The following is a 23,648-nucleotide window of genomic DNA, read 5'->3' as shown; positions in this document are numbered from 1 at the left end:
CGAGAAGAAAGCCGCCATTCACCAGTGCCCCGATGATCTCGGCGCGGTACCAGCCGAAACTCCGCGCCGAATCCGCCGGGCGGCGCGCAATGCGCTGCGCGATGATGGCCACCAGAACGCCGCCAACCGCCGACAGGGTGTGAAACGCATCCGACAGGACGGCAATCGAGCCAGTCCAGAGCCCGACGGCCAGTTCAATCACGAAGTAGACGCCGGTGAGCCAGGCCGAAATCACAAGGGCCTTGCCGGAACTCGGCATATGCCCGGCGTGGAAATGACTGGCCATATCAGCTCTCCTTCCGTTTCGTACCGGTCTTTCGCGTCGCGGCGAAGAGAACCGACAGGCCGGTAAAGCCACCCAGCGCAAGTGCGGTCCATGTGGCAGTGCGGGCATCGCCGTTCATCGCCTGGCTGCCCATGTGAGCGAGCAAGAAACTCGCTGGAATAATCCCGGCCATCGTGGCCAGCGCGAACCTCCAAAGATGCAGCTTGCTCAGACCTGCGGCGTAACTGATCATATCGAAGGACAGAAACGGCAGCAGGCGACTGCCGAAGACCAGGAAGGTCAGAGTGTTCTGGGACCCGAACAGGCCTGCGTTAATCTTCTGACCGAGATGACGCTCAACGAAGGGACGACCCAAGCCGCGGGCCAGACCAAAGGCGGCAAGCGCACCGAGTTCCGCACCTAGAACGACGAAGAGCGTCCCGTACGTGTGTCCATAAGCCGCTCCGGCGGCGAGTGCGATTGGCGCCGAGGGCAGGGGGCTTGCGACAATAGCGATTGTCATGAGCGCCACGATGACAATTGGTCCGGCAAGACCTGCCGCCTCGATCCAGCGGTCAATTTCCGCGCGATCCGGCAGGCGAATGTCAACGCCAAGGACGTCCGGGAAGGCCAATGCGACGACTCCCATCAGGAACACCGCCATAAGAAGGATGCGCATCATCATGGATCAAAACACGGCATAGAGCAGAACGAAGAACGTCGCTGCCAAAAGGTCAAAGGCCACGCAGAATGGAATATACCAGTTCGGAATCCGGGCGAGACGATAAGAATTGTGGTGTGACATGTCCCAAAGGGCGTGAAGGGCCAAGCCCAAGGGGAGGAAGGCCCACTGCCATATCAGCCCCAGGAACGCTGCTAAGCCGAACAAAAGGGCGACCGCGAGCTCTGCCCAGAACACGCGCGCTCTGCCGTCCGCAGCGCCAAAGCCGATATAGGCACCGCCAATCAAAGCAAGCGTGATCGAAGCAAGAGCTATCGAGCTTTGCTCATCCAAAAAAAGGTGAGCCGGCAATGTGAGAACGACAAGCAACACGCCAACCCATACGGGAGATTTCAAGATATCCCCGTGTCGATGGTGCGATACGTGATCGCCTGTCTTTTCGAAAATCTGTGCCATGGCTTTGTACCTAGGGATTCCAGCAACTGGAAGGTCAAGGGCTATTCATCCACGCGCGCAACGCAGCGCTCACTCAACCGTTCCACGGTGAGGTCAAAGGACCGATATCAGGACGTATTTGACGCTGACGCCAAGCTCATGTCCGACGCGCGTGGCGATTTTCAGTCATCTTTCGCCTTCTGCCAGACTTGCTGGCAGGCTGAGTAAAGAAACGTCGCTGACCAGGTCAGCAACATGAAGCCCAAAAGCGATTGCAGCATCAGCAATAGTCGAAAGGGCCCGACCACCTCTATGGACGAATAGCCAAGGGTCGAGAACGAGATGCCCGTAACATAGAGAACATCCTGAAACATCGGAGGGCTGTTGCTGAACGATTGCGGCAGAACGCTTGCCACCACCATCGTGTTGAACACGGCGAGCGTCACAAGTTCCAAGACATGCAGCAACAGCAACGTGGAAAACGTCAGGATGATCCGAAAGCCGGAGCCATCCGACCGCTGCGGGGAAAACTTCAGAATGCCCGACAACGCATAATGATGGACAATTCCCATCACGATCGCCGCGCATATTCCGACAAACATAGCCATCAACTCGGTCATACACCCAAACCCGTCTTCCTGTTCAAACAGGTCAATTTGACCATACATCAGGCTTTTAGCACAACGGGACCAATTGATTCTTCACTGGTCAGGCCAACGCGGGGGGCAACCCGTTCAGGGCGACATCCACCGGAACGGTCGGCAAGTTCGATGCGATCCAGCCAGGCCCTTCGCCTGATCCCAACATCCCTTCCGAGATATCGGCGTAGCCCGAATAACCAGCTTGTCTCAACGCTCGAAGCAGCGATGCGGAGCGTCCGCCAGTGGCGCAGATCAGTCCAACAGTGCGATCACCGCTCAGTTCCTTGGCCCTGAACAATCGGTCCGGAAAACCGGACGCGTGCATGCTTATCGGCCATACACCAGCACCTACGCCGGTTTCTTGCCACTCTTTGTGCGTTCTGACATCGATGATCCGCGCCGTATCCGATAGAAGCGCGTCAAAGGCATTCTCTGCCGACCAGACAGATCGGCTCTGCGCCAACAGCGGTGACGCCGCGACGGTCAGCACCGTCATATGAGCACCCAGAACGAAACGGCGCCGGTTCAAATCAAGAGCCATATTCGAAAACCTCATCCTTTGATCGGTTGCGATCCCAAAGGTCACATAACATACGCGCGACGCTACCCGGGAGCACGACACGGTGCAGGCACAGATTTGTATCCTTCTGTAGCAAGGGACTGACCTGATACAAACGGCTACAATTCTGCCCATGAAACAGAATGCAACGATGATCTAGGAAGGACGCCATGGGACCGCCACCTCATATCCTTATCGTGGACGACCACGCTCAGATACGCGAAAGCGTCGCGCGCTTCCTGGAGAAGAACGGAATGCGCACGACCGTCGCCAGGGATGCCGTGGAGATGGATGCCAAGCTGGCCACTGGTCACTTCGACCTCCTCGTGCTCGATGTCATGATGCCGGGCGAGGACGGTTTGTCGGTTTGCCGCAGACTTGCGCCAGAGGGTGATCTTCCGATCATCATGCTGACGGCGCTTGGTGAGGAAACGGATCGGATCGTGGGTCTGGAAATCGGTGCGGACGATTATCTCGCCAAGCCGTTCAATCCACGAGAACTGCTCGCCCGCATCAAGTCGGTTCTTCGGAGAAGCAACCGCGACGAACCTGTGGCCGGAAGCCTCGCTGGGAGGAAAGTCTCTTTTGCGCACTGGATACTGGATACCGACCGGCAGGTGCTGATTGACGAGTCCACCACCGAGACCCCATTGACGACCTCCGAGTTCAAATTGCTGGCGGTCCTGCTGGAACGCGCGAGGATGGTGCTCAGCCGTGACCAGTTGCTTGACCTGACCGCTGGTCGGACGGCAGGCCCGATGGATCGCACCATCGACAATCAGATCAGCCGTCTCCGCCGCAAAATCGAGCCGGATGTACTTAGGCCCAGTGTCATCAAAACGGTGCGGAACGGCGGATACTGTCTGGCTGCCGATGTCGAGGATGCGCCGTGATGCGCCGTGCGATGAGATCTCTGAGCGGCCAATTGATCCTGCTTGTGGTCGCGGCACTTGTCGTGGCCCAGGTGATCAGCCTGTTCCTGTTCGCCGACGAGCGCAGCCTTGCGATCCGTGCAGCTTTAGGATTCGAGGCCGCGGGTCGCGCAGCGAATGTCGCGCGGTTGATCGAAGAGGCCCCGCTGGATCTGCAGGACTCGATCCTTCGCGCGGCAAATTCGCCTCTGATCCGGTTCGATCTGTCGGACGCTCCGATCGTGGATCACACCGGTCATTCGGACGGCGGCATCGTGGAAGCACGCATACGCGCCCTGATGGATGACAGCTACAGCCGGGATATTCGCGTTGAATTGCACGAGGTCGAGGGCGAGTTGCGGCCTCTTCCCAATCTCTCGGACGAGATGACAGAAATGCATCTCGCGATGATGCGCGGAGAGTTGACAGCGGTTGAAATGAACCTGTCCATCGCCATCAAGGGAGCGCGTTGGCTGAATGTCGGAACGCGGTTCGAGCGACCGCCGATCCAATGGCCTTTCTATTCGATGCTGACCTTCGGGATTTCCGCCGGACTGCTTCTGGTGGCGATCTTCTGGTTTGTAATGACGCGCCTGACGCGTCCTTTGCGGCACCTGTCGAAGGCCGCGGACCATCTTGGCCGGGGCGAAGATGTGGGCGAATTGGCGGTCACAGGGCCGACCGAGGTCAGAGATCTGACCGTCGCATTCAACCGCATGCAACGACGGCTGACCCGGTTTGTCAGTGATCGTACACGTATGCTCGCAGCCCTTGGCCACGATTTACGCTCGCCGTTGACTGCCATGCGTGTCCGCGCGGAGCTGGTTGACGAAGAAGAGACGCGGGACAGCCTCATCGCATCGGTCGAAGAGATGCAGAGTATGGTCGAAGCGACGCTCACCTTTGCACGCGGCCTTACCGGATCCGAAGGTGCCGAAGTGGTCGATCTGCGCAATTTTCTGGACAGCTTGTGCAGCGATATGGCGGCACACTGCACCTTTGCCCCGAGTGATGATGTTGCCGTGCGGCTTCGACCCAACGCGTTCCGAAGGGCACTGAGGAACTTGCTTGAGAACGCCGTTCGCTACGGTGGTGCCGCAAAAGTCAGCTGGGCGACCCACGGTTCGAACCTCGTACTCAACATCGATGACAATGGGCCCGGCATTCCCGTCGACCAGTTGGAAAAGGTCTTCGATCCGTTCTATCGCCTCGAGCAATCGAGGTCTCTGGAAACGGGCGGTTATGGGCTTGGGCTCTCAATCGCGAGGACAATCGTCCAATCCCATGGCGGCGATATCCAGCTGGTCAATCAGAACAGCGCGGGTTTGCGCGCTGTTGTCACCATCCCGTTGGATGAAACCGAACTGATCGAAGGAGAAACAGATGAAACTGAACGCGTTGATCCTGCCGTTGCTGGCCAGCTTGCCCGCCAGCATGGCGCAGGCTGATGGACCAGGCTCCTGGACGGGGCACATGTGGGGCAGTGGCTATGGCTTTGTGGGCGGCTTCATGATGCTCGCCTTCTGGGGTGCGCTGATCGCATTGGTGGTGTTTCTGGTGTTCAGGCTGCGGGACAATGGCACCCGTCCCCCGGACTCGGACGCGCAGGAAGCGCTCAGGCGCCGCTTTGCAAATGGGGAAATCGACGAAGAAGAGTTCCGTCGCCGCAAAGCAACGCTCGACGAATAGACCCCGCCGCGGACGCCAAAGCCGTCCGACGCGACGCCCACCGACGCTGAATAGGAAAGAACGCCATGGTCCCGGAAATTGGTCACTTCGCACTGGCCCTCGCACTGGCGCTTGCGCTTGTTCAGAGTGTTCTACCGATTGCAGGTGCGTCGCGTAGAAATGCCGTCTGGATGAAATCCGCCCAGGCGACGGCAATAGGACAAGTGCTGTTTGTGGCCATCGCCTTCGCAGCGCTGATGCAGGCTTTCATCGTCAGCGATTTTACCGTCAGGAACGTCGTCGAGAACTCCCATTCGCTCAAGCCAATGCTCTACAAGGTGGCCGGGACCTGGGGCAGCCATGAGGGTTCGCTGCTGCTCTGGATCCTGATACTCGCGGTGTTCGGCGCGGGCGTCGCCTGGTTCGGATCGAACATCCCCGCCGAGACCAAGGCGCGCACCTTGTCGGTGCAGGCGTGGATCAGCGTCGGCTTCCTGTCCTTCCTGCTGCTGACGTCGAACCCCTTCGAGCGGGTGTTTCCGCCGCCGCTCGACGGCAATGACCTCAACCCGTTGCTTCAGGACATGGGTCTCGCCATGCACCCGCCGCTCTTGTATTTCGGGTATGTCGGCTTCTCCATCGTGTTTTCCTTTGCCGTTGCGGCTCTTCTGGAAGGGCGCGTCGATCCGGCCTGGGCCAGATGGGTCCGCCCGTGGACATTGGCCGCGTGGGTCAGCCTTACGGCAGGTATCGCTCTTGGATCGTGGTGGGCCTATTATGAACTGGGCTGGGGCGGCTGGTGGTTCTGGGACCCGGTCGAGAACGTGAGCTTCATGCCCTGGCTTCTGGGCACGGCGCTGCTGCATTCCGCCATCGTCACCGAAAAGCGCGACGCGTTCAAAAGCTGGACCATCCTACTTGCCATCCTGACTTTCTCGCTTTCGCTGCTCGGGACGTTCATCGTCCGGTCAGGCCTGCTTACATCCGTGCATGCCTTCGCCGTCGATCCAGAGCGCGGGCTTTACATTCTGGGTCTGCTGGCCGTGTCCATCGGTGGGTCGCTGGCGCTCTACGCCTGGCGGGCGCCCGAAATGGAGCCGGGTGGTCTGTTTCGCCCGATCAGCCGCGAGGCCGGGCTGCTCGTGAACAACCTCATTCTGGCCGCCGCTACGGGAACGGTCCTGTTCGGGACGCTTTATCCACTGATCCTGGAGGCTGTCACCGGGGACAAGATCTCGGTCGGTCCACCTTTCTTCAACGCGGCCTTCATTCCGATGATGCTGGCACTGGTCGTGTTCATGGGTCTTGGTCCATTCCTGTCGTGGAAGCGGGCTGATATCGCCGGTTTGCTCGATCGCATCCAATTCGTGGCCGTGCTGGCGGTCATTGCAGCCTTGGCCGCATGGTATCTTCTGAACGGTGGGCCGATCATGGCCTATCTTGCCATCCTCGGCGCAGCGTGGCTGCTTTTTGCGACCCTGCGGGAATGGGCGCTACGCATCCGTCTGTTCGAGGTTTCCCTTGCAGAGAGCGCGAGACGCGTGCGCAACCTGCCACGCGCCTCTCACGGTATGACGCTTGCCCATGCCGGCGTCGCTGTGTTGATGATGGGGATGATCGGCTCGACCGGATGGAAGAGTGAGGAGATCGTCTTTGCCGCCCCCGGGACCGAAGTCACGATCGCCGGGTTCGACATCACCTTCGAAGGGGCCGCAAAGGTTCAAGGGCCGAACTACATCGCGGATCGCGGCACCCTTGTGGTGCGTCGGGATGGCGAATTGGTCACGACACTTTTCCCGGAACGGCGGTATTACCCGGTCGCGGAAAGCCAGACGACGGAGTCGGCCATCCGCTCCACATTGGCGGGTGATCTCTATACGTCGATTGCAACGCCAGCCTCCGATCAAGTGAACAACGCCGGAGCATGGACCCTTCGGATCCTCTATGAACCGCTCGTCAACCTGATCTGGATCGGCTCGATCCTGCTGGTGATCGGTGGCTGTTTGTCCTTGTCGGATCGCCGTTTGAGGGTCGGGGCGCCGCGCCGTGCCAAACAGCCAGCCACCGATGCCGTTCCTGCCGAGTAGGAGAGAAGATGAAACGTCTCATTGCCGGGCTGCCGTTTATTGCGGCGGTCATATTCGGTGGGTTTTTTCTCTGGGGGCTCAATCCCGACCGGGATCCCAACGAGATCCCTTCCGTCCTGATCTCGCAACCGGCCCCGGCGTTCGACCTCGATCCCGTGCCGGGGTTGGAGACACCCGGCCTGGCCCGAAGCGATCTTGTCGGCAACGAACGACCGGTCGTGGTCAATGTCTTTGCGTCCTGGTGCGTGCCCTGCCGCGCGGAACATGCCGTGTTGACAAGATTTGTCGAACGAGACGGCATGCGGTTGTTCGGAATAAACTACAAAGACAAACCTGAGGATGCCGTGAAGTGGCTCAATGACCTCGGCAATCCCTACGAGCGGATCGGGTCCGACCTGTCGGGCCGGACCGGGATCGAATGGGGCCTGTCGGGCGTGCCGGAAACCTTCATCGTCGATAGCGATGGCACCGTTTTGTTTCGCTATGTCGGGCCGGTCGTGGGTCCGGACGCCGTCGAACGGTTCACGCAAGCCCTGAAGCAGGCAGGCGCACTGCCAAATGGAGCAGGTTCATGAGACAGTTGATTTTCGCGTTTTGCATCGGGCTCCTTCCCTTTGCCGCCAATGCGGTGGAACCGGACGAAATGCTGACCGACCCGGTATTGGAACAGCGTGCGCGGGAGATTTCCAAGGATCTACGATGCGTCGTCTGTCAGAACCAGGACATCGACAGTTCGAACGCGGGTGTGGCGCGGGACTTGCGTCTGCTCGTACGCGAGCGCCTGGTCGTTGGAGACAGCGACGCGGAGGTGATCGAATACATACGGGCGCGGTACGGGGATTACGTGCTGCTGAAACCGCCTCTGGAGCCTGCGACCTACGCGCTTTGGTTCGCTCCGATCGCTTTCGTTCTGATCGGGGTTTTCGTTGGTGGCGGGCTACTGATGAGTCGGCGAAAGCAAGAGGCATTTGAAGACTTGGGCTCGGAGGATGAGAACACCGTGTCCGAAATTCTCAGGCAAAACGAAGCGGGGGATGCGTCATGATCTGGGGTATTTTCGTTCTTTTGACGCTGGTCGCAATCGGAATTGTCCTCTACCCGCTGCTGCTGTCCAAATCGAACACTCTCACCAGAGGGGATGCGGTACCGGCGATCCTCGCCGATCAGATGCGGGAAATCCAACGAGACATGGACCGCGGTTTGATTTCTGAACAGGAAGCTCAAGCGGCCAGACTCGAGATCAAGAAACGGATCCTCGCGACGACCCGCAATTCGGAAGAAAAAGCCGGATCATCCCGTAATGGTGGCAGAGTCACTCTCGTTGTCGCGGCGGTCCTCGCGCCGGTTATTGCCGCGGGCTACTATCTGACGATGGGATCGCCGGAGGTTCCTTCAATGGCCTTCGCTGCCCGTGCAGAGGAGCGGGCACAGACTGATGAAGTGACGGCGCTGGCAATACAACTTCGCGAAAGGCTTGTATCCGATCCGACCGGCGGCCCTAGCGAAGGGTGGATGCTGTTGGGCCAGACCTATCAGCGCATGGGCAGAGCAGCCGATGCCGTCGAAGCCTTCGAAGTCGTTGCCGAACGGGAGGATGCCACCTCCGCGACATTCTCCATGCTGGCAGAGGCTGTCGCGGTTGCCAATGACGGCGTTGTTATTCCACGGGCGAAATTGGCCATTGATCGCGCTTTGGACCTTGACCCATCCAATCCTGCGGCAACCTACTTCGAGTCTCTGTATTACTTTCAGCAAGAAGAGACGCGTAAGGCCTACGATCTGCTTGTTTCACGACTGAATCAGGAAGAGGCTTACGTTCCCTGGATGGAGACCTATGCAGCGCAGATCAACCGGATTGCAGCGGCAGCTGACCTTCCGGTCGTCAATCTACCCAGCGGGCCGACGTCGCAACCAGGCCCGAGTGCCGCAGATGTCGCGGCGGCGTCGGAGATGAATGACGCGGATCGCGCGGAGTTCATCCGATCGATGGTCTCGCGGCTGGCCGAGCGTCTTGAGGATGAACCGGACGATCTGGATGGTTGGATGCGGCTGGCAAATGCCTATACCGTCCTTCAGGAGCCCGATCGCGCCGTTGAGGCCTACCGCAAGGCTGAAGCGCTGTTGGAGCAGCAGCCCGCCAGTGATCCTCGGCGTGCGGCGGTCCGTGCCGCGCTTGAGCGGCTCGGCGGCTGACTACTGCTCGGTGTCCCGGTCGAGCAGGTCACTCCTGTCCGGCAACCTTTGCGGAAACATCCCGACCACTGGCTTGCGCCAAGGCGTTCATCACGTCCTCGGTTTTTAGCAATTCGGACAGCACAATGCCGTTCGGTGCCGATGGTCCGTAGACGGCATTGAAGGGGATGCCGTATCTGCCGAAACTCTCAAGGTAGCGGGAAATGCGCGTGTCCGGGCGTGTCCAATCTGCCTGCATCGCCGTGACTCCAGGCGCTTCAAGCGCGCTCCGGACTGGCTCCCGATCGATGATAAGTGTCTTGTTCGCTTTGCAAGTCAGACACCAGTCAGCGGTCACATCGACAAAAACGACCTCTCCTGCGGACACGCGTTTCGCTATTTCCGAACGATCAAATGCGATCCAAGCCATTGCCAACTGCGGCGTCGAACGCGCAGGTGCTGATTGCTGCAAGAGAGGACCTGCGGCAATGGCCAGGACAAGGCTGGCTATGGCAATAGACCACCTGAATTGGGACTGCACATTCGGGAGAGATAGTATCAGAACGGCGAGACCGGACAACGCCGCGACCGCGATGACAGACGCAAGCCCGGCGACACCGTCGAGCACCCAGAACAGCCACACGGCGGTTGCAAGCAACAAAACCCCCATGACGCTTTTGATGATCAGCATCCATCGACCAGGCTTGGGCATCAATGCGACCAGACGCGGGAACGCGGCGATGACGAGATAGGGCAGGGCGAGGCCGAGCCCGAGGCTCGTAAAGACGATGAGGATTTCCACGCCACGCCCGGCCAAAGCAAAGGCCACCGCGGTGCCGAGGAACGGTGCCGAACAAGGCGTCGCCATGACGGCACCGAACATGCCAGTGAAAAAGTCGGCGGAATACCCGTTGCGTCCTCCGGCCCCTGCAAGCCGCGTCTGCATGCCGTGTGGAAGGGCGAACTCGAACGCTCCGAACAGATTTGCCGAAAAGACGAGCAGGACAGCGATCATCGCCGCAAGAAACAGCGGGCTTTGAAACTGCAAACCCCACCCGACGCTGAGGCCTGCCGTCTGGAGCGCCCAGAGGACGAGCGCCAGACCCCACATGAACGTCATGATGCCGGCGCTGGCAGCGACGAAACCGAACCGGACACGGGTTGTGTCGTGATCGGTGTGTTTGAGCACAGACGACACCTTGATGGACAGCACCGGCAGCACGCAGGGCATCACATTCAGGATCAATCCGCCCAGCAGCGCGATCGCGGCAATCCAGATCAGTTCCATCATGTCCGGTGTCGTGGCGGCCAGTTCAAAGGGTGGTGCTATTCCTTGCGCCACGCGATCCGCGATGATCGTGAAGGCCCGGTTCTCGCCGTCGGTGACGGTAATCGACGGAGCCACTGTCACATCCGTATTCGACGAGAGGATCGGCAAGCGCGCCCAAAGCAAACGATCCTCTTCTCCCAAACGGATATCGGGTTTGCCAAGCGCAACACCCATACCCAGTTCGGGAAACACATCCGGCGACTGGAGTGGTTCATCGACGCGAAGGCTGACGATCAACTCCGTGAGGTCTTCGTCGATGAAGGCATTTGCCTCGCTGACGCCGCTCGTCTTGGCCCCTTCGGGGACGCGCTCGGAAAACGTACCGATCAGCCCAGCCGAAGTGCTGTCGATGACGTTGCCCCGTCCGAGGCGAAGTGACAGGTCAAACTCTTCCGGGACACAGACATTGGAGCACACCAGCAGTTTGACCTGCGCGGAAAGAGTCACAGGTGCGCCGGGATCTTTGAGCGTTATGCGCAGCGGAAAGACGACTTCACCCGCATAACCAAAATTTTCGATGCCGAAGGCGGTGAAGCGCGTCGGGGCGGGCCACATGAATTCGACATCTGCGACGTTTTCGGAACCGCTCCATTCGACCGAAGGCGGTATTCCCACCTCGCCCGCCGACCGCCAATAGGTCTTCCAGTTTTCGTTCAGTTGAAGGTGAAGCCCGGCTGACAGAGTCTGTGTGTTCTCGGGAACGCCGTCCTGTACACTAATGAGATGCGCGGTGAGTGGCGCGCTCTGGTATTCAGCAGAGGTTGCTGCCGCGACACTTCCAGAGACAACGGCCAGGAGCACGAAGGGAATAAGCAAAACCCGTCGCAGGATCAAAAGGCAATCGATCAAGATACCTGCTTCCTTCCCATATTTTCCGCAGATTTCGCCAGGACGGCGGAAATTGCGTCAAAGTCCACCTGTGGCAAAACCCTGACGACCGTCCGCACAGACAATTCGCGCAACACCAGTCGCAGAAGATGAAAGGGTTCGACACCCATCCGGCAGAAGGTCTGACGCTTGCTTCGTGGACACGATAGCCTTCAGATCTAGGCAGTCTGCAAGGCTTCCCGCGCAACCTCCAAGTAATGTAACCATCAACAGCAATACGAATACCTTTGCTTTCCCTCGCACATCACTGCCTGTTGCGGGCGACGCTAGGAATCACGGAACTTATGGGCTCGGGCGCTTCCTCGATAGTATCGTTTGCCTTGTCGGAATGGCACGATTTCCCCATGAATCTATGCATCACAAGATGCGCTCCAACGCACAACAGGAGCGGGGCGAAAGCCGATGCATTGCCCCACATACCCGCAAGCGTTCCGCCAGCGAGAAAAAAACCGATCACGGGCAACAGCATCACAATGCAACACGCCATCATTCCGTAATGCATGAGCTTGTCTGTAATCGGCTTATTCTTGGGATTTTCGTCGTCCATGACACCCTCTTTGTCTCGTTCCTGGCGTCATTTGCGACCCTCCAGCAGGGTAAGGTCAAGGATACAAATGGATACACTTCTCGCGGCCTTGTCAGGTTGCCTGATGCCGGGTCTCCCGTAAAAGACATGTACAAACCGTAGGCTAGGAGTGTGTCATGACGACATCGCGAAACAACAAGGTCAACCGGCGAAGCCTATTGGGTTTCGCGGCGGTCGCTTTGGCTGCACCAAGTGTGGTTAGATCCGAAGTCAGTCGTCGCAACATTTCCTCTTTCCGAACTCACGACTGGCAAGACCATTTCGATAAGCTGGGAAAGGGGATCATCATTTCCGATACTGTGACGAAGGCGCTTCAGCACTGGACGGCAGACGGCGAAATGCGGATCTATCCGACATCTGTTCCGCTGACAGATGAACTTACGAAGCGCGGCTATACCGAAGTTGTCGAAAAACGCAAGAATCCCAGCTGGGCACCAACACCTTCCATGCGGGAACGCAATCCGGAATGGCCGGCACGTATCGCGGGCGGCGATCCAGAAAATCCTTTGGGCACTCGGGCGCTTTACCTTTCATGGCAGTATTACCGTATTCACGGAACACAGGATACGCGCAAGATAGGCCGGCGATCGTCGAATGGCTGCATTGGCCTTTTTAACGAACAGGTGGAAGAGCTTTATGAGCGCGTGCCCGTCGGCACTCAAGTCAAGCTCATCTGAACCAGCAGGCAAGACGGAATTTACTGGCATGGACAAATTGACTGCGCTGATTGGGGCCGTGTTCATCTTGGGTGGAGGGGTTGCCGCTTGGCAGTTTTTTGGGATGGACAATGCAACAGTTGGCCACTCCATGACGCCACCTGACACGAGTGATATCGCTGAGGGCGGCCCGATCGTTCAGGTCCAGCTGCCTGACGAGCTCTCGCAGCAGGCGGCGCTTGGGAAGAACATATTCGAGGCAAAATGTTCCGAGTGTCACGGCGAAAATGCCGCCGGTCGCAACGGTGTTGCGCCGCCTCTCGTGCACAAGATCTACGAACCGAGCCACCATTCGGACATGGCTTTTGTTCTGGCAGCTCAAAACGGCGTCCGTGCACATCACTGGAATTTCGGTAATATGCCTAAGATCGAGGGATTGACCCAAGGAGACGTCAAGATGGTGGCCGCCTATGTCCGCGAATTGCAGCGGGCCAACGGGATCAACTGATGCGTTGGTCGAAGACGAACCGATGGATTCTGTCGGCCGTTTTCGGCCTTTTCCTTGTAGTACTCGGGGTGCCAGAGGCGCCGGTATATCATGGTGAAACGTCGTTGGGGCAGGAATACCATGGTCACGAAGACGCAGGGCCATCGACCGAGGCCTCTGGCCACTGCCATCCAGGCCTCGATTGTTCTGTCCCGGCAGCGTTATTGCTTCAGCCGAACATGGCGTACGAGCCTTCTTTTCTGAAAGCCGTCATGCAAGACGGCGCGATCCAACGAACCGAATTGCGCCCGATCAGCGATCCTCCACCGCCCCGACGGTGGGTCTGATTTCACATCGCTCGAAAAGCAGACCCAAAGAAGGATCGAAGACATGAAAAAGACGACTATCGTAGCGGCAGTGTTGATTGCAGGTACTGCGGTCACGGCATTCGCGCATAGCGGAGCCACCGGCATCGTGAAAGAGCGCATGGATGCCATGCTTGCAATGGGGAAGGCGGTCAAGACCGTGGCCCCGATGATGCGGGGCGAAACGGCCTATGACGCAGAAACAGTGCGCGATGCCGCGCGCCTGTTCCAGCAGCACGCCGGTGAGAGCATGACAAAGCTGTTCCCAGAGGGCACAGGGGGCATGCCCTCGGAAGCCAAGGACGAGGTGTGGACCGACTGGGAGCGCTTCGCGGCATTGGCAAGTCAGCTGGAAGAATACTCTGAGGGCCTGGAACGCGCAGCCGACAATGGATTGGGCGGCATGAGCGGCAATACCTCCATGGATGGCGCCTCGATGATGGGCGGCGGGTCAATGATGGGAGGCGATACAACCATGATGGGCGGGAGCACGATGATGGGCCGAGGCGACATGATGGATGCGGCCGCCATTGCCGAAATGCCCGCCGACGCAGCATTCGCGATGACGACCCAGGTCTGTTCCGCATGCCATGAACGCTTCCGGGCGGAAGAAGACTGACCATGCGCCGGTTCTTGACACTCGTCAGCGGGGCCGCCGTGCTGGGCGCGGCCAGCCTCGGCGTCGTGATTGCATGGCCTGTCGGCAGTGCAGTGACTCCGATTGCAATAGAGGGCAATGTCGACCGGGGCGCGTATCTGGCGCGCGCCAGTGGGTGCATTGCCTGTCATACCAATTTCGAAGCGGGCGGCGCGCCACTTGCCGGAGGGGCGCCGCTCGAAACCCCGTTCGGAACGTTCTACCCGCCCAACCTGACGACAGACCCGGAACATGGCATGGGCGAATGGACGGCAGAACAGTTCGCAAAAGCCGTGCGGCAAGGCATCGGCCCCGATGGAACGCCGTACTATCCGTCTTTCCCGTACACCTTCTATGCGGATTTTTCTGATCAGGATATCGCTGACCTCTGGGCGGCGTTTCAAACCGTGCCGCCCGTGGACGAGCCTGCACCAGAAAATGATGTCAGCTTCCCATTCGACCAACGATGGGGGCTGAAGCTCTGGCGAGCGGCGTTCTTCTACGATCCGGATACCGAACCGATTGAAGGGCGAAGCGACGCATGGAATCGAGGACGGGAATTGGTGCGCGGTGCGGCACATTGCGGAGCCTGCCATACGCCGCGCAATCTTGCGGGAGGCCGCGATATCGGTGCTTCCTTTGCAGGCAACGCCCAGCTTCCCGGTGGCAGCAAGGCCCCCGCGATACGGCCAAAAGACCTGGTCAAAAATGACTGGACGGTTTCAAACCTCGCTTATGCGCTCCAGACCGGCATCACCCCTTCGGGCGATGCTTTCGGCGGCAGCATGGCGGAAGTGGTTCGCGAGGGAACTCGGTTTCTGACACCTGCCGATCGCGAAGCGATGGCGCTTTTCCTGCTGAACAAGGACACGGTCGAGGCGGAGAACCCCGCGTCGAACTAACACCACGCGGGGGCAACACGCCCCCGCTTTCTCGAGGATCGAAATGAGACAAACACGTCGGGATTTCTTGCGCCATGCAACACTGGCGGCCTGCGCGGCGGCCATCCCGCAGTCGGCTTTTGCCGCGACCCCGTTCGAGGACCTGATTGCCAAGGTTGCACGTCGACAGCTTCTTCCGGACACCTACCCGGAAACAGAGATCTGGGGCTATGACGGCCTCGTTCCGGCCCCGGAAATCAGGGTCACACAAGGCGATCGGGTGCGTCGCAGGTTTCGCAACGAGGTACCCGATCCCAGTTCGGTTCACTGGCACGGAATCCGGATCGACAACGCGATGGATGGCGTTTCAGGGCTGACCCAAGAGGCCGTAGCGCCGGGTGGAACCTTTGACTACGACTTCGTCGTACCGGACGCGGGCACCTATTGGTATCACGCGCATAATCGCTCATACGAGCAAGTCGCGCGTGGTCTGCGCGGTGCCTTGATCGTCGAAGAGGTCGATGGACCGGACATCGACCGCGAGGAAGTCATCGTTCTGGAGGACTGGTTGCTCGACCCTGAGAGCGGGCAGCTGTTCGACAATTTCGAACAGCCCATGATGATGAGCCACGGTGGACGTACCGGCAACTTTATCACGACCAACGGGCGCTATGACCTGACCTTGCCCGCGCAGCGCAACGAGCGCATTCGCTTGCGGATCATCAACGCAGCAAGCGCTCGAATTTTCCCGCTGAGGCTCTCTGGATTCAGTGGCTGGACGGTGGCCGTGGATGGAATGCCAACCGGCCAACCCCAGTCGGTTGACGGCGAGTTGATCCTCGGCCCGGCACAGCGCGTCGACTTAATTGTGGATGTGACCGAAGACGAAGGCGGCACCGCCCAATTGCTTCGCATCGGCGATGATGATCAACTGACCCCGTTGGTGAGTTTTCTGGTCAACGGCACAGCCAGTTCAGTACCAAGAGGCAAGCCACTGCCGTTGCCGCCGAACCCCGCGGCACACGCCCCGGACCTTGCCGATGCGCGTGATTTGCGACTGGTCATGTCCGGCGGGGCAATGGGGCGAATGCAGTCCGCATTGCTTGGCGGGGAACGTCTTGGATTCCGTCAGCTTGCCCAAGCGGGCAAATTCTGGGCCCTGAATGATGTCGCCGAAATGACCTACACGCCACTGGCCGATCTATCCCTGAACGAGCCGGTGCGCCTGAAGATCGAGAACCAGACCGTTTTCCCACATGCGATGCACCTGCACGGGATGCATTTCCGCGAGCTGCGCCCCGGCGGCGCGTTCGGGCCGATGCGGGACACGATCCTGTTGGCCGGCAACGAGTCCCGGGAGATCGCCTTTACGGCAGACAATCCCGGCAAGTGGCTGTTCCATTGCCACATGCTCAGCCACGCCGCATCTGGCATGACAACCTGGATACGGGTCACATGAGATATCTCGTTTGGTCCCTTCCGATCACTGTCGCAGCAGCCGCCTTCACGTATTGGCTCTCGACCAGTGCATCCTCGGATGTCGGCAGCGCGTCCAGGGCGGAGAGCTACGACATCGAAGAAGGCGCGTTGCTCTACGCAGAAAACTGTGCGTCTTGTCATGGCGCGGGTCTGGAAGGCCAGCCGGAATGGCGAACGCCCGGCGCGGATGGGCGCCTGCCAGCACCACCACATGATGAGACGGGTCACACCTGGCATCATCCTGACAGCCTGCTCTTCGATTACACAAAACTGGGGGGTGCGGCGCTTCTGGCGCGTCAGGGCGTCGAATTCGACAGTGGCATGCCCGGTTTCGCAGACGTGCTGACCGACCAGCAAATTCACAACATCCTGGCCTTCATCCGGTCCACCTGGCCAGACCGCATCCGCGAAGTCCAGGCCGCGCGGACAGAAGCCGACGAACAACGGGGAGAGAACTAAAATGCGTTTCAGACAAGCCTTCACGACGGTCGCGATAGCTGCCTTGCTTCCGATACCGGCACTCGCGGACGAACTGTCAGAGTCCCGGGTCAAGGAACTTGTGCTCGAGGCAATCCGCGAGAACCCGGAGATTGTCATGGAGGCCGTGGCGATCCTCGAACAAAGGCAGGCGCAAGCGCAGGAGCTCAGTCAGGCCCAAGTTCTGAATGACCAGCGCGATCTGATCGAGAACGATCCGAATGCGCCGGTTCTCGGCAACCTGGAAGGGGACGTCACTGTTGTGGAATTTTTCGACTACAACTGTCCCTATTGTCGGCGGGTCAAACCCGAGGTGCGGGCTTTGATCGAAGACGATCCCAACATTCGCCTCGTCTATCGTGAATGGCCCATTCTCGGAGACGGATCGGTGTTTGCCGCGAAAGCGGCCTTGGCAGCGCGCAAGCAGGACAAATACGAAGAGTTTCACTGGGCAATGATGGGGCTGGAAGGCCGCGCGGAAGAGGCCTCCGTGCTGCGCGTGGCCGAGGAGATCGGCCTGGATATCGCGCAGTTGCGCAAGGACATGGAGGCCCCCGAGGTCGAAGAGCACATTGCGACCTCCATGCAACTGACCCAAGCTCTGGGCTTTAACGGCACGCCGTCTTTCGTGATCGGGGATGCGCTGGTCCCGGGCTTCGTCGAAAAGGCGCAGCTTGCCGACTTGGTCGAGGAAGCCCGCAAAGTCGAAGACTGAAATTCTGTGCCCGGACCACCCTTGGGTGGTCCAGGCACTGCATCAAGCGGCCGCAGGTTCCACGTTGTAGCCCGCATCCCGAATGATCGCTTGGACCTGATCGGCTGGTAACACGCTGTCGACATGCACCTGTCGGGCAGAAAGGTCACATTCTACGCCTGCATTCGGATCTGCGCTCTTCACCGCGCTTTCGATTGCTGCGGTGCAATGCCCACAGCTCATGTCCGGAACGCTGAACTTCATCGGAACCACTCCTTGATCTGATTTCTATCGGTGACATGGGGCTTCCCCCCGCTGGAAGGTCAAGTGAAGAAATTTATTTGGCGCCCTCCCATTGACCCTCCAGTAACTGGAAGCCTCATATTCCACTTCGAATGGAAAAACAGGTGACACATATGCCCGAACCCAAACAGATCAGCCTGCCGATCGAAGGCATGTCATGCGCGTCCTGCGTTGGCAGGGTCGATCGCGCATTGAATGCAATCGACGGCGTAGAGGATGTGTCGGTGAACCTTGCCTCGGAAACTGCTCGCATGAGCGTGGACGCGCTCAAGCGCATTCCCGACATCATCGAATCCCTTCGCGAGCTGGGCTACCCCGCGCGGAAGGCCAGGGCCGAACTCACGATTGCAGCGATGTCCTGTGCCTCTTGCGTCGGGCGGGTCGATAAGGCGCTTGCCGCGGTGCCCGGGGTGGTCGAGGTGAACGTCAACCTCGCCTCAGAGACGGCGACGGTCGTTTACGTCGAAGGTCTTGTCACGACATCCGATCTGATCGAATCAAGCGGCGCGGCAGGGTATCCAGCAACCGTGGCAACGGCCCAGGCCGGTGACGACAGAGTTGCGCGCAAGGAGGAAGAGGCTCAGGCGCTTGCCAAACGGGTCACCTTTGCGGCCATCCTCGCCTTGCCGGTCTTCCTGATCGAAATGGGTGGCCACGTCATTCCGGCCGTTCATATGCTGATCGAGACCACGATTGGCCAGCAGACGAGTTGGCTTCTTCAGTTCGTGCTGACGACAATCGTTCTCTTCGGCCCGGGCCGGACGTTTTACACCAAGGGTTTCCCGGCCTTGTTCCGGGGTGCCCCCGACATGAACAGCCTCGTCGCGGTCGGCACCGGGGCGGCTTACCTTTATTCCGTGGTTGCGACATTCGTACCGTCGGTCCTGCCTGACACGCTGCGCACCGTCTATTTCGAGGCGGCAGCGGTCATCGTCGTTCTGATCCTTCTGGGGCGGTTTCTTGAAGCGCGCGCCAAGGGGAGAACGGGCGCGGCCATCCAGAAGCTATTAGGGCTTCAGGCGCGGACTGCACGCGTGATGCGGGACGGAGAAAGCGTCGAGATCGAGATCGATGCGCTGGTTCAGGGTGACATCGTCATCGTGCGCCCTGGTGAACGCATCGCGGTCGATGGCGAGGTCATCGAGGGGACCAGCCGCGTCGACGAAAGCATGCTGACAGGCGAGCCGATCCCCGCTGAAAAAGGTGCCGGAGATACGGTGACCGGCGGGACGGTCAACGGCGCCGGAAGCCTACAGTTCCTCGCCACGCGGGTCGGCGCCGACACGACCCTGGCGCAGATTATTCGCATGGTCGAAGAGGCCCAGGGCGCCAAACTGCCGATCCAGGGATTGGTCGACCGGATCACCTTGTGGTTCGTGCCTGCCGTGATGGCGATCGCGGCGGCGACCGTGCTGGTCTGGCTGTTTTTCGGGCCTGATCCGGCCCTGACGATGGCGCTGGTCGCCGGTGTGTCGGTGCTCATCATCGCGTGCCCCTGCGCGATGGGGCTTGCGACGCCGACCTCGATCATGGTCGGGACGGGACGTGCTGCGGAAATGGGTGTCCTGTTCCGTAAAGGTGACGCCTTGCAGCAACTTGATTCCGTTGATGTGGTCGCCCTCGACAAAACAGGCACGGTGACCGAGGGGCGACCCGCACTGACTGACCTTGTGCTGGCGGAAGGGTTCGATCGCCCAACAACGCTCTCGAAGATCGCTGCCGTGGAGTCGCTCTCCGAGCATCCTGTCGCGGACGCCATCGTGCGGGCCGCGCGGGCCGAGGGCGCACCTCTTGTGGCGGCCGAAGGCTTTCAATCGGTCACAGGTTACGGCGTGCGCGCCGTGGTCGAAGACGTGGAGGTGTTGGTTGGGGCCGACCGCTACATGGCGCGCGAAGGCATTGACGTCTCGGCATTGGCTCCAGAGGAAACGAAGATCGCAAGCAAGGGTCGCACGGCGCTTTACGCTGCCATAGATGGGCGTGTCGCCGCCGTGATCGGCGTGGCCGATCCGGTCAAACCGGCAAGCCGCGCAGCCATCGCAGCGCTGCACGAAAAGGGTCTTGCGGTTGCGATGATCACCGGCGACAAACGCGAAACCGCCGAAGCCATCGCCCGCGAAACCGGTATCGACCACGTCATCGCCGGCGTCCTGCCGGACGGCAAGGTTGCGGCGCTCGACAGTTTGCGCCAAGGGAACAAGCGCATCGCCTTTGTCGGCGACGGGATCAACGACGCCCCGGCGCTGGCGCATGCCGATGTGGGCATCGCCATTGGAACCGGCACCGATGTGGCCATCGAATCTGCGGATGTCGTCCTGATGTCGGGCGATTTGCGCGGCGTGGTGAACGCCTTCGAAGTATCGCGGCGGACCATGCGCAACATCCGGCAGAACCTGTTCTGGGCCTTTGCCTACAACGTGGCACTTATTCCGGTCGCTGCCGGGGTGCTTTATCCCGCCTTTGGGTTGCTCCTGTCACCAATCCTTGCGGCGGGTGCGATGGCGTTGTCCTCGGTGTTTGTCCTGACCAATGCCCTGCGGCTGCGGCGCATCGCGCCTGCGATGGACGAGCAGCGCGCAATCCCGGCAGAGCTGGCAGCCGCCACTCCTGCTCCAGCAGAATAACGGAGGTTCGACATGAACATCGGAGACGTTGCCCGACAATCGGGTGTGCCCCCAAAAACAATCCGCTACTACGAGGACATCGGGCTGATCCGCCCGAACCGTAGCGAGAACGGCTACCGCGCGTTCACCGAGAGCCACATTCACAAGCTGGCGTTTCTGGGTCGCGCACGGGCCTTGGGGTTCACCATCGAAGATTGCAGGACGCTCCTGTCGCTCTACGATGATGAAAACCGCGAAAGCATGCAAGTGAAGGCGGTTGCGGAAGACCATCTGCGCCAGATCGAGGAAAAGATCGCGAAACTGCAATCCATGCGCGCGACGCTCGCCGAACTGGTGGAAAAATGTGCCGGGGATCACCGGCCCGACTGCCCCATCATCGAGGATCTGTCGCCGGAGCGGTTGGCCAAGTGACAGGCAAGAAGGGGCTGTACCTCAGAACCAGATCGCGCGGACCGGCATCCAGATACCCATGAAGATCATCATCAGGTTTTCCGTCAGCGAAATGAACCCCAGCGGGACGGAACTGTCACCGCCGACGCAGGCGCATTTCAGCTCTCTCTTGTCGATATAAACAGCCTTGAACACGCTGACAGCGCCGACCGTGCCGATAAACAGGGCGACAGGCGCCGAGAGCCACAGCAGCGCGCCGGCAGTCATCAGGACACCTGCCAACGCTTCGCCGAACGGGTAGACCTTGCCGTATCGCACCCATTTGCGCGCCAGCAGATCGTAGTTGAGGAACATCGTCGAAAACCCTTCGACATCCTGCAATTTCTGGATCGCGAGAATGGTCATGGACAGCGAAATGAACCATTCGAACCCCCGCAAGGTAAGGACCGACCCGTACTGGTGCCAAGACAGGCCCAATGCCAACAGCGCGGCAACGGAAAAGATCGCGATGACCGGCTGGTAGGTCGTGTCGCTTTGCTCTTCCTCGGGTGGGTCAATGTCGAAAAACACCCTGAGATCATCGTAACCGCCGATCCGTTCGTCCCCGATGAAAGTCTGCGGCGTCGTCTCGACCCCGTGCTTCTCCATGAAAGCATCGGTGTCTTCACGGGTGTCAAGCGGATGGTCTTCCACCTCGAAGCCTTGCCGCTCCAGCAGGTCTTTCGATTTCAGACCGTAGGGGCAGACATGGCCCGGCATGACCATGCGATAAAGCTGCGCGGATTTACTGTCTGTGTCGCGGGGCATGTCCTTTCCTCCTTATCCGCTGCACGTAAGTTGACCACGGAACCCGGCTTCGTAGTCGGTTCCCGCGCTGACGATCAGATCGGTCAGGTCACCGTTCGTCTCTGCGATCTCGGCCGACAGCGGGCCTTCAGAAAATGCATTTTCGCCCTGCGCATTCAGGCGCACCAGATCACCGCTGATCTTCATTGCGGCGGCAGACCCTTCGCCGGTTTCACCAGTCACCAGTACAGCCGGACTGTCCGAGGTGTAAGCAAAGCGGCAATTTCCGCCATTCGGGAACACCGCAGCGATTTCGTCTTCCGTCAGAAACTCAGGATCGACCTTCGACACGACCTCCGTTTGAAGCGCCTGTTGCGCATCCACAACCTGCGCCGGCGTTTCGCTTCGCGTGGCCGATGCTTCGCCGTTTGCTCCAATGTCAGCAATAAGGTAGCGCATTTCGGCGATTTCCTTGTCCTGCGCATAGATAATGTCGTCTGCGAGCCCCCGGACGCGCGGGTCGGTGATCTCGGCACGAGTCGACGTCATGATGGCGATCGAGTGGTGCGGGATCATGGCGCGCATGTAGGACCTGTCCTGCACCGTGAATTGTCCGCGAACCAGCCAGAGGCTCGCCGCGAAAAGGACTATTGCGCCAACGAAAATCGCGATGTTGGCTTTGGTGTTCTGATACATGGACAACATGTACGCCAACATGATCACGGCCATGGTCGCCCCCATCAGGATGGCCATGTAAAGGCGTGTCTCCGAAAAGAAGATATGGCCCCAAAGATAGGTGTTCAGGTACATCAGAACGAACATGACCACGGTCGATGTTCCGATCATCATAAAGAATCGTGAGTAGTGCATTTCCAGTCACCTCCTTGCAGTTCTCTGTAAAACAACAACATTCCAGCGCTGGAGAGTTCCAAAAGCACGAATTTTCGTAGTTTCAAGGCAACAAAGGCGCGTCGTTTGCCCCGGTTCACGGCTTCTTTTCTTTGCCCCTGACGCGCACTGAATTTTCATGGGTCCGAGGAGATCGCGCCATGCAGAATTTCACGAGACGAGAATTGATTTGTGCCGGAGCGATGGGTTGCTTTCTGCCCACAACTGCCTGGGCCCACAAAGTCAAATTGCCCGAACGGTTCGAACCACAATTGGTAAACACCCGTCGTGGTGACTGGGTTAAAGGCGATGTCCACGTCGTTCCCGACGATTTTTTCCTTTATTTCATGCTCGAGGACGGGATGGCGATCCGCTACGGGGTCGGGGTAGGGCGCAAAGGTTTGTACGAACCCGGAGAGTTCACGGTAGCGCGCAAGGCCAAATGGCCATGGTGGCGGCCAACGAACGCCATGATCCGGCGCGAGCCACGCAAATACGCAAAGTACAAGGATGGACTGAAAGGCGGGCCAAACAACCCGCTCGGGGCCCGCGCGCTCTATCTCTACGATGCCGAGGGACGCGATACCTATCTTCGCATTCATGGAACGAACGCCCCGGAGACAATTGGGTCTGCCGTGTCGAATGGATGCGCGCGGTTGACGAATGAACATGTGAAGGATCTGTACGAACGCGTTGAAATCGGCGCCCGCGTCTTCCTGTATCCCAAAGTGACAACGGCGTGAGGAGTGTTCTGTCG

The 23,648-nt window shown here is 59.4% G+C and carries 27 protein-coding genes; 17 read left to right on the top strand and 10 right to left on the bottom strand.

The features are described from left to right. The 5 genes from IF204_RS19890 to IF204_RS19870 form a co-directional block, all read right to left on the bottom strand. A partial coding sequence (locus tag IF204_RS19890; RefSeq protein WP_194098750.1) for a cation transporter occupies positions 1 to 286 on the bottom strand: 286 nt, incomplete at its 3' end. A gap of 1 nt (position 287) precedes the next feature. Continuing rightward, positions 288 to 950 carry a TVP38/TMEM64 family protein gene (locus tag IF204_RS19885; protein ID WP_008327266.1) on the bottom strand — a complete coding sequence of 221 codons (663 nt, stop codon included), beginning with the start codon at positions 948 to 950 and terminating at the stop codon, positions 288 to 290. 3 nt (positions 951 to 953) lie between these two features. Beyond that, positions 954 to 1,403: a DUF6010 family protein gene (locus tag IF204_RS19880; protein WP_008327267.1), complete on the bottom strand. Its 450-nt coding sequence runs from the start codon at positions 1,401 to 1,403 to the stop codon at positions 954 to 956. Positions 1,404 to 1,564: 161 nt separating this feature from the next. Next, entirely contained in the window at positions 1,565 to 2,002 is a 438-nt protein-coding gene (locus IF204_RS19875; RefSeq protein WP_222481193.1) for an ion channel, read from the bottom strand. A gap of 88 nt (positions 2,003 to 2,090) precedes the next feature. Then, entirely contained in the window at positions 2,091 to 2,564 is a 474-nt protein-coding gene (locus IF204_RS19870) for a rhodanese-like domain-containing protein (RefSeq protein ID WP_008327269.1), read from the bottom strand. Between the two features lie 188 nt (positions 2,565 to 2,752). Between IF204_RS19870 and IF204_RS19865 the strand changes: the two genes are divergently transcribed. The 7 genes from IF204_RS19865 to ccmI all read left to right on the top strand — a co-directional run bounded on the left by IF204_RS19865 (position 2,753) and on the right by ccmI (position 9,441). Beyond that, positions 2,753 to 3,475 carry a response regulator gene (locus IF204_RS19865; RefSeq protein WP_007803380.1) on the top strand — a complete coding sequence of 241 codons (723 nt, stop codon included), beginning with the start codon at positions 2,753 to 2,755 and terminating at the stop codon, positions 3,473 to 3,475. Next, positions 3,475 to 4,941 (top strand): ATP-binding protein, encoded by a 1,467-nt coding sequence (locus IF204_RS19860; protein WP_009807480.1) that lies wholly within the window; start codon positions 3,475 to 3,477, stop codon positions 4,939 to 4,941. The genes IF204_RS19865 and IF204_RS19860 overlap by 1 nt, the downstream gene beginning before the upstream one ends. Further along, entirely contained in the window at positions 4,877 to 5,182 is a 306-nt protein-coding gene (locus IF204_RS20175; protein ID WP_228069713.1) for an SHOCT domain-containing protein, read from the top strand. Before IF204_RS19860 ends, IF204_RS20175 begins: the two co-directional genes overlap by 65 nt. Before the next feature lie 65 nt (positions 5,183 to 5,247). Next, the gene (locus tag IF204_RS19850; protein WP_012187039.1) at positions 5,248 to 7,248 is read left to right on the top strand and encodes a heme lyase CcmF/NrfE family subunit; all 2,001 of its coding nucleotides are present in this window, start codon (positions 5,248 to 5,250) and stop codon (positions 7,246 to 7,248) included. Positions 7,249 to 7,256: 8 nt separating this feature from the next. Next, positions 7,257 to 7,823 carry a DsbE family thiol:disulfide interchange protein gene (locus tag IF204_RS19845; protein WP_009807483.1) on the top strand — a complete coding sequence of 189 codons (567 nt, stop codon included), beginning with the start codon at positions 7,257 to 7,259 and terminating at the stop codon, positions 7,821 to 7,823. After that, complete coding sequence (locus tag IF204_RS19840) at positions 7,820 to 8,293, top strand: cytochrome c-type biogenesis protein (protein ID WP_009807484.1); 474 nt, start codon at positions 7,820 to 7,822, stop codon at positions 8,291 to 8,293. Before IF204_RS19845 ends, IF204_RS19840 begins: the two co-directional genes overlap by 4 nt. Continuing rightward, a complete protein-coding gene (gene ccmI / locus IF204_RS19835) occupies positions 8,290 to 9,441 on the top strand; it encodes a c-type cytochrome biogenesis protein CcmI (protein ID WP_008327282.1) in 1,152 nt (383 codons plus the stop codon). Before IF204_RS19840 ends, ccmI begins: the two co-directional genes overlap by 4 nt. Positions 9,442 to 9,469: 28 nt before the next feature. Here ccmI and IF204_RS19830 read toward each other — a convergent pair whose 3' ends face one another. Further along, positions 9,470 to 11,599, bottom strand: a complete 2,130-nt coding sequence (locus IF204_RS19830) for a protein-disulfide reductase DsbD family protein (protein WP_194098749.1) — start codon at positions 11,597 to 11,599, stop codon at positions 9,470 to 9,472. 283 nt (positions 11,600 to 11,882) lie between these two features. After that, on the bottom strand, positions 11,883 to 12,185 hold the full coding sequence (locus tag IF204_RS19825; RefSeq protein ID WP_007803398.1) for a DUF2933 domain-containing protein: 303 nt from the start codon (positions 12,183 to 12,185) through the stop codon (positions 11,883 to 11,885). Positions 12,186 to 12,340: 155 nt separating this feature from the next. On the opposite strand from IF204_RS19825, the gene IF204_RS19820 reads away from it, so the two are divergent. From IF204_RS19820 to IF204_RS19790, 7 genes are all read left to right on the top strand, one after another. Continuing rightward, complete coding sequence (locus IF204_RS19820; RefSeq protein ID WP_194098748.1) at positions 12,341 to 12,901, top strand: L,D-transpeptidase; 561 nt, start codon at positions 12,341 to 12,343, stop codon at positions 12,899 to 12,901. A 28-nt stretch (positions 12,902 to 12,929) separates the two neighbouring features. Further along, the gene (locus IF204_RS19815) at positions 12,930 to 13,388 is read left to right on the top strand and encodes a c-type cytochrome (RefSeq protein WP_194098747.1); all 459 of its coding nucleotides are present in this window, start codon (positions 12,930 to 12,932) and stop codon (positions 13,386 to 13,388) included. 369 nt (positions 13,389 to 13,757) lie between these two features. Continuing rightward, on the top strand, positions 13,758 to 14,351 hold the full coding sequence (locus tag IF204_RS19810; RefSeq protein ID WP_007803403.1) for a c-type cytochrome: 594 nt from the start codon (positions 13,758 to 13,760) through the stop codon (positions 14,349 to 14,351). Between the two features lie 2 nt (positions 14,352 to 14,353). Continuing rightward, positions 14,354 to 15,271 (top strand): c-type cytochrome, encoded by a 918-nt coding sequence (locus tag IF204_RS19805; protein WP_007803405.1) that lies wholly within the window; start codon positions 14,354 to 14,356, stop codon positions 15,269 to 15,271. A 43-nt stretch (positions 15,272 to 15,314) separates the two neighbouring features. After that, positions 15,315 to 16,709, top strand: a complete 1,395-nt coding sequence (locus IF204_RS19800) for a multicopper oxidase family protein (RefSeq protein ID WP_194098746.1) — start codon at positions 15,315 to 15,317, stop codon at positions 16,707 to 16,709. After that, complete coding sequence (locus IF204_RS19795; protein WP_007803408.1) at positions 16,706 to 17,188, top strand: c-type cytochrome; 483 nt, start codon at positions 16,706 to 16,708, stop codon at positions 17,186 to 17,188. The genes IF204_RS19800 and IF204_RS19795 overlap by 4 nt, the downstream gene beginning before the upstream one ends. 1 nt (position 17,189) lies before the next feature. Then, positions 17,190 to 17,921, top strand: coding sequence for a DsbA family protein (locus tag IF204_RS19790; RefSeq protein ID WP_009807488.1), 732 nt, complete (start codon positions 17,190 to 17,192; stop codon positions 17,919 to 17,921). Between the two features lie 42 nt (positions 17,922 to 17,963). Here IF204_RS19790 and IF204_RS19785 read toward each other — a convergent pair whose 3' ends face one another. Then, the gene (locus IF204_RS19785) at positions 17,964 to 18,164 is read right to left on the bottom strand and encodes a heavy-metal-associated domain-containing protein (protein ID WP_007803412.1); all 201 of its coding nucleotides are present in this window, start codon (positions 18,162 to 18,164) and stop codon (positions 17,964 to 17,966) included. Between the two features lie 152 nt (positions 18,165 to 18,316). Here IF204_RS19785 and IF204_RS19780 point away from each other — a divergent pair, with 152 nt between their 5' ends. Beyond that, positions 18,317 to 20,827 (top strand): heavy metal translocating P-type ATPase, encoded by a 2,511-nt coding sequence (locus IF204_RS19780; protein WP_040182674.1) that lies wholly within the window; start codon positions 18,317 to 18,319, stop codon positions 20,825 to 20,827. A 12-nt stretch (positions 20,828 to 20,839) separates the two neighbouring features. Then, positions 20,840 to 21,238 (top strand): Cu(I)-responsive transcriptional regulator, encoded by a 399-nt coding sequence (gene cueR / locus IF204_RS19775; RefSeq protein WP_194098745.1) that lies wholly within the window; start codon positions 20,840 to 20,842, stop codon positions 21,236 to 21,238. A gap of 21 nt (positions 21,239 to 21,259) precedes the next feature. Here the strand turns inward: cueR and IF204_RS19770 are convergent, their stop codons facing one another. Both IF204_RS19770 and IF204_RS19765 read right to left on the bottom strand, forming a co-directional pair. Beyond that, positions 21,260 to 22,024, bottom strand: a complete 765-nt coding sequence (locus IF204_RS19770; RefSeq protein ID WP_012187037.1) for a MauE/DoxX family redox-associated membrane protein — start codon at positions 22,022 to 22,024, stop codon at positions 21,260 to 21,262. A 12-nt stretch (positions 22,025 to 22,036) separates the two neighbouring features. Next, positions 22,037 to 22,873: a DUF305 domain-containing protein gene (locus IF204_RS19765; protein ID WP_012187184.1), complete on the bottom strand. Its 837-nt coding sequence runs from the start codon at positions 22,871 to 22,873 to the stop codon at positions 22,037 to 22,039. A gap of 179 nt (positions 22,874 to 23,052) precedes the next feature. On the opposite strand from IF204_RS19765, the gene IF204_RS19760 reads away from it, so the two are divergent. Continuing rightward, positions 23,053 to 23,634: a L,D-transpeptidase gene (locus IF204_RS19760; RefSeq protein WP_012187183.1), complete on the top strand. Its 582-nt coding sequence runs from the start codon at positions 23,053 to 23,055 to the stop codon at positions 23,632 to 23,634. Positions 23,635 to 23,648: the final 14 nt, after the last annotated feature.

The sequence above is a fragment of the Marivivens aquimaris genome (genome assembly GCF_015220045.1).
GTDB classification, from domain to species: Bacteria; Pseudomonadota; Alphaproteobacteria; order Rhodobacterales; family Rhodobacteraceae; genus Marivivens; species Marivivens aquimaris.
The sequence above is the reverse complement of the archived record's forward strand: the minus strand, read 5'-3'. Positions and strand labels throughout refer to the sequence as shown.

Coding starts and splice junctions, on each gene's coding strand:
- IF204_RS19885 (WP_008327266.1), bottom strand. CDS start 950: ATGATGATGCGCATCCTTCTTATGGCGGTGTTCCTGATGGGAGTCGTC.
- IF204_RS19880 (WP_008327267.1), bottom strand. CDS start 1,403: ATGGCACAGATTTTCGAAAAGACAGGCGATCACGTATCGCACCATCGA.
- IF204_RS19875 (WP_222481193.1), bottom strand. CDS start 2,002: ATGACCGAGTTGATGGCTATGTTTGTCGGAATATGCGCGGCGATCGTG.
- IF204_RS19870 (WP_008327269.1), bottom strand. CDS start 2,564: ATGGCTCTTGATTTGAACCGGCGCCGTTTCGTTCTGGGTGCTCATATG.
- IF204_RS19865 (WP_007803380.1), top strand. CDS start 2,753: ATGGGACCGCCACCTCATATCCTTATCGTGGACGACCACGCTCAGATA.
- IF204_RS19860 (WP_009807480.1), top strand. CDS start 3,475: ATGCGCCGTGCGATGAGATCTCTGAGCGGCCAATTGATCCTGCTTGTG.
- IF204_RS20175 (WP_228069713.1), top strand. CDS start 4,877: ATGAAACTGAACGCGTTGATCCTGCCGTTGCTGGCCAGCTTGCCCGCC.
- IF204_RS19850 (WP_012187039.1), top strand. CDS start 5,248: ATGGTCCCGGAAATTGGTCACTTCGCACTGGCCCTCGCACTGGCGCTT.
- IF204_RS19845 (WP_009807483.1), top strand. CDS start 7,257: ATGAAACGTCTCATTGCCGGGCTGCCGTTTATTGCGGCGGTCATATTC.
- IF204_RS19840 (WP_009807484.1), top strand. CDS start 7,820: ATGAGACAGTTGATTTTCGCGTTTTGCATCGGGCTCCTTCCCTTTGCC.
- ccmI (WP_008327282.1), top strand. CDS start 8,290: ATGATCTGGGGTATTTTCGTTCTTTTGACGCTGGTCGCAATCGGAATT.
- IF204_RS19825 (WP_007803398.1), bottom strand. CDS start 12,185: ATGGACGACGAAAATCCCAAGAATAAGCCGATTACAGACAAGCTCATG.
- IF204_RS19820 (WP_194098748.1), top strand. CDS start 12,341: ATGACGACATCGCGAAACAACAAGGTCAACCGGCGAAGCCTATTGGGT.
- IF204_RS19815 (WP_194098747.1), top strand. CDS start 12,930: ATGGACAAATTGACTGCGCTGATTGGGGCCGTGTTCATCTTGGGTGGA.
- IF204_RS19810 (WP_007803403.1), top strand. CDS start 13,758: ATGAAAAAGACGACTATCGTAGCGGCAGTGTTGATTGCAGGTACTGCG.
- IF204_RS19805 (WP_007803405.1), top strand. CDS start 14,354: ATGCGCCGGTTCTTGACACTCGTCAGCGGGGCCGCCGTGCTGGGCGCG.
- IF204_RS19800 (WP_194098746.1), top strand. CDS start 15,315: ATGAGACAAACACGTCGGGATTTCTTGCGCCATGCAACACTGGCGGCC.
- IF204_RS19795 (WP_007803408.1), top strand. CDS start 16,706: ATGAGATATCTCGTTTGGTCCCTTCCGATCACTGTCGCAGCAGCCGCC.
- IF204_RS19790 (WP_009807488.1), top strand. CDS start 17,190: ATGCGTTTCAGACAAGCCTTCACGACGGTCGCGATAGCTGCCTTGCTT.
- IF204_RS19785 (WP_007803412.1), bottom strand. CDS start 18,164: ATGAAGTTCAGCGTTCCGGACATGAGCTGTGGGCATTGCACCGCAGCA.
- IF204_RS19780 (WP_040182674.1), top strand. CDS start 18,317: ATGCCCGAACCCAAACAGATCAGCCTGCCGATCGAAGGCATGTCATGC.
- cueR (WP_194098745.1), top strand. CDS start 20,840: ATGAACATCGGAGACGTTGCCCGACAATCGGGTGTGCCCCCAAAAACA.
- IF204_RS19770 (WP_012187037.1), bottom strand. CDS start 22,024: ATGCCCCGCGACACAGACAGTAAATCCGCGCAGCTTTATCGCATGGTC.
- IF204_RS19765 (WP_012187184.1), bottom strand. CDS start 22,873: ATGCACTACTCACGATTCTTTATGATGATCGGAACATCGACCGTGGTC.
- IF204_RS19760 (WP_012187183.1), top strand. CDS start 23,053: ATGCAGAATTTCACGAGACGAGAATTGATTTGTGCCGGAGCGATGGGT.